Source organism: Pseudohalioglobus lutimaris, assembly GCF_002866825.1.
GTDB lineage: Bacteria > Pseudomonadota > Gammaproteobacteria > Pseudomonadales > Halieaceae > Halioglobus > Halioglobus lutimaris.
This window is the reverse complement of the sequence record NZ_PKUS01000001.1, coordinates 1-12,704: the sequence shown is the minus strand read 5'-3', so window position 1 is coordinate 12,704 and position 12,704 is coordinate 1. Positions and strand designations below refer to the sequence as shown.

The following is a 12,704-nucleotide window of genomic DNA, read 5'->3' as shown; positions in this document are numbered from 1 at the left end:
GCGAAGGCAAAGATGCCAACAACCGGGCGGATGTTAAAAGCAGGTAACATCGCCACCGAAGTCGCGATGCATGGACAGTCTCCACCGACCTTTGGTCTCAGCCTTCCCGAGTTGCTGCTGACGCCCCGGCCCTAATAACTGCTACCTAGAAACGATAGCCGATCTCGATCTTGCCCACGTCAAACTCGGGTTTATCTCTACCGATTTTTTCATCCATCCACTGACGGCCGTAGCTGGCACGCAGAAAAAGGTTGTTGCTGAGATCAGCTCTTAAGCCCAGGGCCGCATTGTAGGTGAAAGTCGTCTTATCATAAGACGAGGAGTAGCAATACCACCCCCAGAAGTAATCTGGAACACAATAACCGCGGCCATCACTGACATTAGAGTCGATCGTGCTCCAGCCGAGCCCGGCTGACACGAACGGTGTGATTGGCCCCTTCATGAAGTGATAAGTACCATTCAGGTTATTGGTATAGAAGGATGCGGTATGACTGATCGTGCGCGGATCGCCCTCGGCATCCCGGAAGCTGGTGTTATAGCGCGGTGTGTTCTTGCTGAATTCCCAGGCCAGATTCAAGTGCTCATCAAAATTATAACCAACCGTGAAACCCCAGCCATTGTCGCTGGAAAATTTTACATTTGCCTCATCGGGCCCTTCGGGTGCACCAAAGCTCTCGCCGCTTTGTGACTTGTAAAACAAGCTGGCTTCCCAGTCTCCCGCCTGCCTGCTTTGACCCATTGCTGCGGCACTTACTGCCAACGTGAGGAACAATCCCAGATATACTTTGTGCATGCCCATTCCCATGAATTTTTGAGGATCGCATCCTAGCACGCCTAATGCCCATATATGAAAGCGTTTTCGTGCGGTTATCTGCCTGCCGATTGGAGTTGCCAGAACCTGCGATGGAGCAGGCAACTAGCCCAGGGGCTGAATGCAACATAGTGTTGGAAAGAAATGCCCCAGGGCACTGCATCGCGCCCCCGGGTTTCTAGGTTTTACTCTGCTGGTGCAAACTCCAACACTTGTTGGAACGTGGGTCGATTGGTAGAGCGGAAGGTTTCGGGGATAAGCCCAGGCGCAAAACTGCTGCGACTGCCTTCCTTGAACCAGGTCGAAACATCATCACCCAGGTCAGCAGCAAGCTCCAGTGATACAGTCTCTACAACCTGCCACAGGGAATCCCTGCATGCCTCCAGACTACCCGCACCGCAGTAGCTCAGGTTGAAGGGGCCCTCTACATCCTGCCCAAGCAATGTGCGCAAGTCCTTATCGACATAGTTGGCACCCGGTTGATTGCCACTGCCGGGATCACCACTGAGACTGCGGACTTCGTCCAACGCGCTGGTCAGGTCGCCGAAGACCGGTTGCATCACGGCTGCGGCCAGTGGGCCCCAAAGAGCGTCCATCACGGTGGGACCTGCGCTATCGTTAAACCCGTCATCGTCGCCGTCCAGTCGGGGAGCGTCATCGGCCACCCATTCGTCCAGAAGGTCAACCACGTCGGCAGCCAGCGGACTGGGCGCATCACCACCTCGCAACACTTCGCTAACCGCAGGCCATGCAGGTGAACGCACATCTTCAGTGGCTGAGCGGTTCATTACGCCGACCAGGCCGGCCAGATCGACCTGTTCAGGGAATTGATCGAACAGCCGAACACGATGTACCGGGCCATAAGGCGTGCCATCACCGTGCATAAAGCCGGGGGCCGCCTGGTTGTTCCAGTTGAGCATACGTCCGGACGGTGCCTGTGCCGCATGCGGGTGCTCAGCCTGGCTCAGAAAGCCTTGCCACTCATAATCGCCGTTACCCCAGGTGGGCAGGCGTCTATCAAGCCCCGCTGGGCGAACAGGCAGGCGGCCGGAAGAGAAGAAGGCCACGTTACTGCGCGAGATATAGCCCCAGTTGAAGGTAAAGCCAAACTTGTTCGCGGACTCATAGAATGTTTCCGGAGTGGTGGCGTTGCCTTCAGTCATATTCTTAAGGCCGGCCAGGTTCAAACCATCGCGTCCAAAAGTGGAACGCTTGCGAGTGAGCGCAACGGGCTCGCCATTGACTGTAGCCGTACCAATCATAGGCCCATGAACCGATACCGGGTAGATGAGTGGGTCGCCGTTCAGCTCCCCAGCATTGAAAATTTCAAAGGGCGTGCATTCACCATTGAAAATATAGTGAAGTGAATCGCGAGAAGGTTCAGACCCATCCGGGTTACACAGCATCTCTACGTAAACATCGCGAACATCGTGATTGGCTGAGGTCAGGCTCCACGCATAGTCCTGTGTGCGGCCAATAAGCAGATACATAGACAGACCGGGGACGGCAGCGCCCTGCGCCTCCACGTGCGGCCCGCTGAGGCGAATCTGTTGCACTATTTCAGGATAAAAATACCCCAACTGTGGACCCATTACGGCCATTGTAGTGCCATTCACAGATCGGTCAGTATCCATGATCAGGAAATTAGACGCCTCTCTGTAAGGCGGTTGGCCAGCCGCTGCAAACAGGGCAGGCTGCTCCTCAGGTGACGACACCACTTCGGGGCTGCGCGGATCCAGCGATACGATAGAGTTCTCATCAATGAGCACGGAACCCGTGACTGCACCGCCTGTCATTGGCCCATATTCAAAACGCGCGGTAATCGTGGTGGGCGCTTCCGGGTCATCGAACAGCATGGCATCGTCCCAGGCCTGGTTGCCGACACCGGCGCCAAGTCCGTTGATCAAGGTAGACAGAAACTCAGAGTTGGTCGCTTCGCTACCACCGCCTGCACCAAATATTGATCCGATAAAAGCTGTAATGGCCACCACGTCGTTGACGTTCCATGGCACGGGGTTATTGATATCATTAGCCTGTTCATAGGCGTTTATGCCATCCACGTAAGCCTGCGCATCGTCGATGATCTGTCGTCCTTCATCTCCGAAGACCTCGACCAATAACTCAACCTGATCAGTCACCAATTGCTCTGTTGCGGCACTGGGCACAAAGTTCTGGCCACTGGTCACCAGACCGAACGCGTTAATACCCGGTACATCCGCTACCGCTACCCTGGAGGCTCCGCGCCCAAGCCCCAGCAGCAGACCGCGGTCGCGTATGGCTACCCAACCGGCTCCGAACGCCACATCCTCACGAGTCTGGCCAGTGATGTGTGCTACGCCATACTCGTCGTAAAGGATCTCCAGGCCGGGCCGTTCAGTTGGTTCCAGTACCGTCTCGCCAATAGGCATAAAGTCTTCGGGTAAGTAGAGTCTTTCAATGTCTGCATCGGTCACATTGCCGCGCAAAGGTGTCAGGCCGTCATAGAGAGGCAACTGATCCAGCGAATTCTCAGTAACCGGCAAGCCGCCAAAATTTCCCGGCGGTAGAATGTAGTAGGCGCGATCTACGAGAGGTACAGGCTCAGGACCCGGCCCGGGATCTGGGTTATTGGTTCTGTCTGAGCTATCGGAGCAGCCGCTGATAAGCGCGATCAAAGTGACACTGCATGCGCCTGCAACAAATGAGCGCAGGACTGGACGGAAGGGTATGCTGTTTGACACTGTGATTACCTCTGAGCCAGATGATCATATGTATGTATTATGTGAATACATAGTAGCGTTAGCTTGACCACGGAGTAAACCGGCGTGGAGAGTTACTTGGAGGATGGCCTGCCCCGAATGTTAACCCGCCGAAAAAAACGGGGACAGACCACGGTTGGTTAATCGTGGTCTGTCCCCAGTTTCCCCGGAGCGGGGTTTTGGGATTAGCCCAACAGGGGCAACGCCCTCCGCATAACCATACAAAGCGTGCGACCTGTGCGCAGAATTCCCACAACTGACTTTAGCAAACTGAAGTTGCGATTAAGGGTAAGGTATCATTAACCATAAAAAGCAACTTCCAGGGGAGCTCATGTCATTATCCGTCCGCGCGTTGCTCGCCTCCACGCTTATAGTCGGCTTTGCGCCCGGCCTCGTGACTGCAGCTTTCGCCCAATCCCTGACCCATGACGCGATCCGGACGCTTCAAGCCGAGGCCAGAAACGGCCAGTCCGGCACGACGACCGTGAATAAACATGTGACAAATATCTCCACGGGAGACTGGCTGCGTTTTGATAATGTCAATCTAGGGGCGGGTTTCGATAGCGTGACGCTGCGCTATTCCAAGTCAACGGCCGCCGCCGCGGGATATGAATTACGCCTAGATAGTCCCACGGGGCCGGTTCTGGCCGAAGGGCCACTCGAGCAGACTGATGGTCCAACGAATTACAAGAGCAAGCGACTGGCGGCGGACAGTCGCTCTGGAACGCAAAGCCTCTTCCTACGGTTTACTGGTCCGGTTGATCGTGTCAATTGGGCCCAACTCGGCCGCGCACAGCGCCTGATCTATCAGGCCGAGGGTGCGGACGTGTTTGGCGGAACCGTTGTGTCGAATCGGGTCGTGATTTCAGATTCTCCCAATGAATATATCGCCTTCACCAATGACAGGCGCGGGCAGGGGTTTAAGAGGCTGCGCGTTCGCTATGCGCGCGGCGTAACGGGTGATGCGGGTATGGATGTCCATTTTGGCTCGCTCAACACGCCAGCCGTCGCCTCCATCCCCTTGCCGTCTACGGGGTCATTCGAAACGTTCAGAGTGCGCGGCGTCAACTTCAACGAGACCCTCACAGCGGGGCGGAGCGATGTGTTTTTCAAATTCAGGGGCGACGGCGACGTTGATGTCGATTGGGTCGATATGCGCCGTCAACCGCTCACCACAGAGCTTTTTCCGGGCAATAGGTCGGCTGCGTCGAATATGAATTTCTTCTTCGGCCCCGGCGGCGGGGGCAGCAGTGCGGGCGTTGATGGCAACCCGGCCTGGCTGCGCTTCAATAATGTGTCGCTCTCCTATAATCCGGAAATCACGGTGTCCTATGCGCGCGGGTCCAGCCTTCCCATGACCATGGAAGTTAGAAATGGCGGCCCCAACGGAAAATTATACGGCACCGTCAACCTCCCCAATACGGGCAGCTATGACAACTATACTGACGCGACGGTGAAGCTCACAAATGACCCGCAGGGCTTCCGCAATATCGTCCTGGTTTTCAAGGGCTACGGCGGCACGAATTTGCAATCTTTCGAAATTAACCGTCTGTCCGAAGGTGATGGTGGGGTGCCCATGCTCGGCGAGGTCGACCTTGACCATCTTCTTGTCGATCAATTCGGTTATAAACCGGGCATGACCAAAGTGGCCGTGATCCGCGACGGCATTACCGGCTTCGGCAGTTCTACTGCCGAGAATTATGTCCCGGGGAGGACGCTCCAGGTCATAAACGCCGCGACCGGCAGACAGGTTTTCTCCGGCAATCGCACGGTGCGCAATGGCGGCGGCGAACAGGCGTTTTCAGGCGACCGTGCGTGGTGGTTTAATTTCTCGCAGGTCAACACGCCGGGCGAGTACTATATCTATGACGCGGAAAATGATGCGCGTTCCGCCACGTTTGAGATTGGCGATGATGTTTATGACGAAGTCTTAAAAACGGCGTTCCGGACTTTCCTCTATCAGCGCTCAGGCTTTGATAAGAGCACTGTAGAAACCTCGCCCTGGGCGGATACGGCCAGTCACCTCGGCCCGAACCAGGATCAGGATGCGCGCTTCTGGAATACGTCTCAATCCGCGAACCGCAAAGATTTGCGGGGCGGTTGGTATGATGCCGGTGATTTGAACAAATACACGAATTGGACAGCAAATTATATCCTCTGCATGCTGCATGCCTATCGTGACACGCCGGATGTGTGGGGCGATGATTTTGACATGCCGAACTCGGGAAATGGCATTTCCGATATGCTGGACGAAATCCGGTGGGGCGTCGAATCCCTCGTGCGGCATCAACAGTCGAATGGGTCCGTCATCTCGGTCCTGGAATCGAGCGATGATAACAGCCCGCCCTCGTCTAACACGGGCCAAAGTCGTTACGGTCCGCCCACAACCTCAGCGACATTGAGTGCGGCTGCGGCCTTTGCCTTTGCGTCAAAGGTATTTGACGATGCGGGCGTGTTCCCAACCCTCGCAAGTGACCTCGAACAACGCGCGATTGATGCCTATAGTTGGGCGCAGCGTAATCCGGCTGTGAAATTCTGTAATGAAAGTAATGGCGTAGCCGCCGGTGAGCAGGAAGACGGGTTTAGCGGCAATTGCGGAAACAACGATCTGTCCTATCAGCAGCAGCGCCGACGCATTGCGGCCATCTATCTCTATGACCTCACCCGAATCGCCTCTTATCAGAACTATATCTCGAACAATTGGCGAAACGCGAAGTTCAATGCAGGGTTTGTACAGCCCGATGTTTCCGACGAACAGACTGCCTTTATGTATTACACCAGTATCTCTGGCGGGAATAGGGGCCTGAAGAACTCAATCAGGACAGCGCTTGATAATGCGTTCTCCTTTGGGTTCGGAAATTACGACACGGGCTGGGCGACGGGCGACGACATATACCGCGCCTATATGGTCAATGATTATGCGAATGACCCCGATCAGCTTGGCTTTGTCGGGTTTGGATCCAACCGCGCCGTTTCACATCGTGGCGTGATGTATCAGCAGATGAACACCTTTGGACTCGGCCCGAATAATGCGGAGGAGAACAAACGCTCAGCCTCTGGCTATCTGCACTATATCCACGGCGTGAATCCCTTCGGGCTCGTCTATTTGTCCAATATGGATACGTTTGGTGCGGAACGCTCGGCTGACGAGTTTTACCACACATGGTTCAATGACGGGACGGATTTCGACAATGCCAGGACGAGCCTGTTCGGACCGGCTCCGGGCTTCCTCCTCGGTGGGCCGAATCCCAATTATGCGGCAGCCAAGAAACAAGCGGCTGGCCTCGCAGGTCAACCGCCGCTAAAGGTCTTCCGTCAGAGCAATCAACGTATTAGCCAGTCCGGCGTTGACCTGACGCCGTGGGAGTTGAATGAGAATTCGAACGGCTATCAGATCGCCTATCTGCGCCTGCTCGCCTCTATCGCGGATGATTGAAAAACGGGGACAGACCACGGTTTCATCCAGCGCTTTGAAGCCGGTTCAGTTCACCAGGGGCGTCAACTTGTCGGATGAACAAGACGCGAATGCCGGTCGGCACTCGGCTAATCGTGGTCTGTCCCCAATTTCCTACTGGGTGCACGCCGGTAGCTGACATCGGGCAATTCCCCGGCCAATGTATTACTCAAAAAGAACCGTGCCGCCTCTCGCTGCTCTGCTTTGGGCGCAAAAACACTCTGGAAGAAACTGGTCACAACCACTGAGGTAATCATCTGCTGGCGAAGAACGTTGATCGCTTTCGGTAGCGGGTCCACCAGACAAAAATCGTTTTTCGTTTTGTGGTCAATTCCCTGCGCCTCTGTGCCAATCAGGTCATACCAGGTGTCTTCCTCATCCCCGTCGATGTTGCGATTAGCCATATAGCAGCCCAGGGCATCCGGATTTTTCATCCAGCGCAATGGCGCTGCGGGCCCCGCAAAACCCGTGTGTGAGCCGCCTGTCACGGTGACCAGTTGGGAGCCGGGAACCTTGTCTATTACCGGTGCGGCATTGGTGAGGTACGGAACCAGTGCATCGATGTCGCCAGCCAGCATCAGGAATGGCACCTGCGTGAACGTAAAAAAAGTATCGGTAAATAAAGCAGTTGGGCCGGCGATGGATAAAGCAGCACCGATGCGTGGATCACGCATTTCAGGGTGAAAGCTCACCAGGGTCGTCGTCATTCCTCCCAGGGAGATACCAGTAACGCCGATACGGGAGCCATCCAGCATTCCCTCCAGCACATGACCGGGGGTATTATTTTGTACCAGTAAACGATCGATAAGAAAGCTGATATCGCCGGGCTGATTCACAACATCCTTCGCATTGGGGCCGCCCGGAGCGCCGCGGCTGGTCAAGGGGTAGTCAACGGCAGCCACCACGAACCCCAGGCTCGCCAGCTGTTCTGCCAAATAGGCGCCGCCTTCTCTGTTGGAACTGAAGCCATGGCTGTACACAACGAGTGGGTAAGGCCCTCCGTCTTTAGTGCTGGGGTGCCAGATGGTGCCTTCCAATCGGCGTACCTTATCACCCGCGTAGCCGCGGTTGGCATTGGTGGGGCGGCTGTCGTCGATGAATACCTCGTCGTGCTGAAGCACTTGCAACGGACCGACCTGTAGCAGCGCTTTACTGCGTGAGCTGGCTGGGAACGGCTCAGGCTGTCGCCCCATATTTAGCACTGCGTACGAGACACTCAGCAGCAGTACAACGATCGATAGTGTCCACATCCACTTTTTCATCAAATTTCATCAACCTGGAGATTGCCCGGAGAGCATTATTGTATGGCAGTGGCGTGGTGGCCAGTAAGTTTCGGGGTACTGACAAGTTGAATGTGCAAATTGTTAGGGTCGGTGTATGAAAGCATACAAACGTCACCAATTCCCTTCCGAGATCATTTCCCACGCAGTGCCCAAAGCACCTCTGGGGCAGGCTCCCTGGCTCTACTATCGCTTCAACCGGTTAATAATAGGGGACAGACCACGGTTTCATCCAGCGATTTGAAGCCGGTTCTGTTCACCTGGGGCGTCAACTTGTCAGATGAACAAGCCGTGAATGCAGGTCGGCACTCGGGTAATCGTGGTCTGTCCCCAATTTCGTTCGAGGCTAGTTCAGGGGTATGTAGCGCAGCGCGAGGGCCTGTTCCTTGGCAGTCGCCGGAGACAACTCCTGAAGTACCGCTGGCGTCAGTTCGCCCATCACGTTGACGAAAACAAGCTCTTCCCCTTCTACAGCGAGAATCGCCAGGCCAAGAATGGCCTCATTCGAGTGCTTGATCAGGACGTGCGTAGTCGCGTCATCTTCCTGGACACGTACGATCCGCTGCCAGCGATCATCCATGGAGTTCGCCACCGCGTTGATGTGGCCTACAAGCTGCGCAAGATCGGCCTTTTCATCAATGTGGTAAACCTTTACCCGCACACCGTCCAGCGCTGCGAGCAGCACTTTTGCTTTAGGATCGTCATCCACATGTCGCGCGGCGACGGTTAGCAAAGCAGGACCTATGGAAATGGAGGTGTCGCGCCGCAGGTCGCTGTAATGTGCTTCATCGAAGCTAACGTAGCCGGGGTTTCGCGATGAAGCCGTGAAGCCACAGGCGCTGGTGAGCACCACCAACACCGCAACAGGCACAATCTTATACAGAGCACGCATCACGGTGTGTGCATGGCCATGTCGACGTCGAGATCAACGTCCATGTGTTTTACGACCCCGGCAAGTTGCTCGGGATCGACATCACCGAGGATATTGATGAACACAGCTTCTTCCTCATCTACTGCCATCACCGTGAGGCCGTGCACGATGTTGTCGCCGTATTTGATATAGATGTCGACCTGCTGGTCGGGCTCGCGTACGCGCACGATCTGTTCCCACTCCAGCGCCTGAAGCGATTCGTTTATCGCTGTCATGCGCTCGTTCGCCGGCGTTGTGTCACCTGCCGTGTTGTAGACGTGGACGCGGACGGACTCAAGATTGCGCAGCGCTTCCTGGGCCATGGGATCCTCGTGCTTAAAATTGCTGATCAAGGTCAGCAGCGAGCTGCCGAGATCGATCATAACCCGTGGCTGGCCATAGTCCCCGGAAAGGCTACTGAAGTCCACGTAACCGGGCCGGTCTGCAAGGGGTTCTTCGATCGCAAACGCGGGTGCGCTTATGAGCGTTAGTGTTAACAGGAGCGTTGATATCTTCATCACAGGGTTTCCAGTCTGGTTGCTGAGACTGAAGCATGACGCGTCTTGCATGTACTTGCCTGCGTTACACGACAGATAGAGTGACTCGTGCGGTGAGTTGCGAAACAGCCGCTTACAAAGAGTGTTTATTTACCAAAATATTGAGCCATTTTCGGCTGGAAATTGCACGATGGTCTGACTCGCTGGGCGGCCTATGTTTGTTGGCCGTTCAGATAGATACACTGTAACTGCCGCGGTGATAAGGGGTCAGCTTGAACTCAAGAATCAAGTGCAACACGTATGAGGCCTTCCTCTAGCTCCTTTTCCATTAGATCCTGCGGTGTCCTAAAGCCAAATCGCTTTCTCGGTCGGGTGTTCAGCAGAAAAGCTATGTAATCCAACTCCGCCTGGTCGTGTTTTTTTAAGTCCTCCCCTTTGGGCAAGAACTGCCTGATCAAACCATTGATGTTCTCACTGCTGCCACGCTGCCAGGGCGCCTTACAGTCGGCAAAGTAGATCTTCAAATCGAGATGCCGCGACATCAACGGGTGCTCGGCCATTTCAGCGCCGCGATCATAAGTCATCGACAAGCGTAGAAAGTCCGGAACATGCGCCATGCTCAACTCAAAACCTTCGCGAACGTGTGACGCCGATTTACTCTCCATTCGAGCCAAAATCACGAACCCCGTCTTACGCTCGACCAATGTGCCGACGCAAGATTGGTTCATTGCTCCCACAATCAGGTCACCCTCCCAGTGACCAGCAATCTCGCGAGAGTTCACTGCCGCTGGACGGCTGGCTATGCGCTGCTCCGGCGCAATCTTCAGGCTGGAATAGTTGCTCTCCCTTGAACCTCTAGGGCCGCGCTTCGACTTTCCACGCCGGAGTGACTCCACGCACAACTTCCTGAACTCGCCCCTGGGGTATGCATAGATATGTGCATAGATTGTTTCAGGACTAACGTGCATATCGGCTCGTTCTGGATAACGGATCTTCAGGGTCGCTGCAATCTGCTCCGGCGACCATTTGTCAGAGACTAACTGCGACTCAACAAACTGCCATAGTGCAGGGTTGGCCACAAGCTTACGCGGTTTAACGCATCGCTCGCGCCTGCGTTGATATGCCTTACCGGCGCGGGTGGCACAGTACTCGCTTGATTGGGTGTTTCGCTTGAGTTCTCGAGAGACGGTAGAGGGGCTTCGGCCCAATCGACTCGCTATCTGTCGAAGGCTGGCTCCGCGGTCTCGCTCAAGCATAATGACGGCCCGTTCTTCCGGGCCAAGGTGATCATAGTAGGTCATGCGCTCTATAATGCCCTGAAGTGTTGCACTAGCAACTAGAGTCTAAGCTGACCCCTTTTCACTAGGTGTTGATAGAATTTTGAGTAGCGGTTCAATGCCTCAGGACTCTGACTACGAACCTACGAGTGATTTGCGGTAGCACACCAGATTGGATGGGCCGCTTACAGGTTAAATTTGTTGAATACCAAACCCTCGCATCGCCATCCACTGCCTCCAGTCAGCCTCGAGTCGCTGTAATCCACCCTGATAGGCCTCGTGCAGAGCTTTCTTTGTTGCGAATGGCTTACAAAGATTGGTATGGGCTTGCTCCACTACCTCCTTCATCGCATACACCCCCGGTGGACCCTGCATTAAGAAGTGCATCAATGACCAGGCCACAGCGTAGTTCATCTCTCGCATTTCGCCGTTCCATTGTGATCGAGTTACGGATAGGAAACTATCCAGCCTGGGTATGGGGTTGCGCTGTAAAAGCCTGATATGGGCCTCGTTTGGGTAGATGGTTCCCCCTTGATGGCTTACCTCCATCGTCTCGAAGTACTCGGCCAGTCCTTCAGTAAGCCATGGTGGTGTAGAGCCCAGGTGCCCAGCGGTTATAAGGTGTGACACTTCGTGAAAAGTCGTTCGGATCGCATTTTCAGGACGCTTGGGGTCATATTTCACGTAAGCCACATTTTTACTGGGGCTGTAGAAGCCGCCCGCGGGCAGGCTATTTGGCCATACCTCTTTCCTGAAAGCGTCGAATCTGGCGGGACCACCAATCACCCGGACCGTGATGTGTGTTTGACGGAGCTTCTCCTCACCCAAAAAGAAGTTCCAGGTGTCGTAGATACGCTTTGCGCCGGCAGAGAGTTTCCCCTGAAAGGCTACCGGAAGGTTTGCGCCGTCATCGTTTACCGTGTAGGTAAACTCTTGCTTGCTATCTGATAGATCAGTTACAGAAGCAATGTGGTCTTTAGGTGGTGAATCTGACATATGCGTCTGACCGTTTTCATCGATCCAACTGTAGACAAGGTTGCGCTTTACGTCTGAGCGAGATTTGGTGGGAGGGCGATTACAGACAAACTGGTCGCCTCTACTATGCGCTTGCCAAGGCCGGTCGCGTTTTGAGGCGTGGTTCGTGGCGCTTTCGCTGATAGACAGCGGTGTATCTGATGTCAGTTCCTGAGGTGGGTTTTCGGAAGCGTAGGTGCCAGGTGTGCCGTAACTCTTGGTGAGCTTTGTCAGTGCTCCAAGGATGCCTGCGTTAGTTCCTTCCTCCAGCCAGAACACTGCCATAACGCTGGCCACGCACAAGAAGCCGAAGATCATCCAGGATCGTATTTCTTTCATTTGGGGGTTATAAGCCTGCTTTTCGAACTATCCAACATTGTGGCGTTTCTCGCCGTGTATCTTTGCTCAATGCTATCTTATGCGGATGTTTAACAAACAGTAATATGTTGAGAAAAACCAAGTCGCTTTTGATAACCTCGAAGTTCTCACTTAAACGAACGAATGGATTGCTAGCCGGACAACGACAATGTCTGTTGAATTGCACCGAATATTGATTCGTCTTCAGCAGCTATTTGCATGACGGCCTGGCCCACCTGGACGCCACATTCTTATGGATACTTAAAGATAGGGCTCGAATGCCTGTTCATTTTTCAGTGCAAACCCTGGGGATGCGGCCCTTTTCTTGGACTTATTTAGTTCGTTAAACCCAAGCTATCACGGTAC

At 54.5% G+C, this 12,704-nt stretch carries 8 protein-coding genes; 1 reads left to right on the top strand and 7 read right to left on the bottom strand.

Going from position 1 to position 12,704, the window contains the following annotated elements:
• Positions 1 to 145 precede the first annotated feature (145 nt).
• On the bottom strand, positions 146 to 793 hold the full coding sequence (locus C0039_RS00040) for an outer membrane beta-barrel protein (protein ID WP_165786986.1): 648 nt from the start codon (positions 791 to 793) through the stop codon (positions 146 to 148).
• Positions 794 to 996: 203 nt separating this feature from the next.
• Positions 997 to 3,333, bottom strand: coding sequence for a penicillin acylase family protein (locus C0039_RS00035; protein ID WP_133125903.1), 2,337 nt, complete (start codon positions 3,331 to 3,333; stop codon positions 997 to 999).
• Between the two features lie 547 nt (positions 3,334 to 3,880).
• Between C0039_RS00035 and C0039_RS00030 the strand changes: the two genes are divergently transcribed.
• The gene (locus tag C0039_RS00030) at positions 3,881 to 6,985 is read left to right on the top strand and encodes a carbohydrate-binding protein (protein WP_101516886.1); all 3,105 of its coding nucleotides are present in this window, start codon (positions 3,881 to 3,883) and stop codon (positions 6,983 to 6,985) included.
• Between the two features lie 107 nt (positions 6,986 to 7,092).
• On the opposite strand, the gene C0039_RS00025 is transcribed toward C0039_RS00030, so the two are convergent.
• The 5 genes from C0039_RS00025 to C0039_RS00005 form a co-directional block, all read right to left on the bottom strand.
• Positions 7,093 to 8,265 (bottom strand): alpha/beta hydrolase family protein, encoded by a 1,173-nt coding sequence (locus C0039_RS00025; RefSeq protein ID WP_101516885.1) that lies wholly within the window; start codon positions 8,263 to 8,265, stop codon positions 7,093 to 7,095.
• 364 nt (positions 8,266 to 8,629) lie between these two features.
• Positions 8,630 to 9,175, bottom strand: a complete 546-nt coding sequence (locus tag C0039_RS00020; protein ID WP_101516884.1) for a DUF4252 domain-containing protein — start codon at positions 9,173 to 9,175, stop codon at positions 8,630 to 8,632.
• Positions 9,175 to 9,711, bottom strand: coding sequence for a DUF4252 domain-containing protein (locus C0039_RS00015; protein ID WP_075999426.1), 537 nt, complete (start codon positions 9,709 to 9,711; stop codon positions 9,175 to 9,177). Before C0039_RS00015 ends, C0039_RS00020 begins: the two co-directional genes overlap by 1 nt.
• A gap of 257 nt (positions 9,712 to 9,968) precedes the next feature.
• Entirely contained in the window at positions 9,969 to 10,991 is a 1,023-nt protein-coding gene (locus C0039_RS00010) for an IS30 family transposase (protein WP_101516883.1), read from the bottom strand.
• A 168-nt stretch (positions 10,992 to 11,159) separates the two neighbouring features.
• Positions 11,160 to 12,320, bottom strand: a complete 1,161-nt coding sequence (locus C0039_RS00005; RefSeq protein ID WP_101516882.1) for a DUF1570 domain-containing protein — start codon at positions 12,318 to 12,320, stop codon at positions 11,160 to 11,162.
• Positions 12,321 to 12,704: the final 384 nt, after the last annotated feature.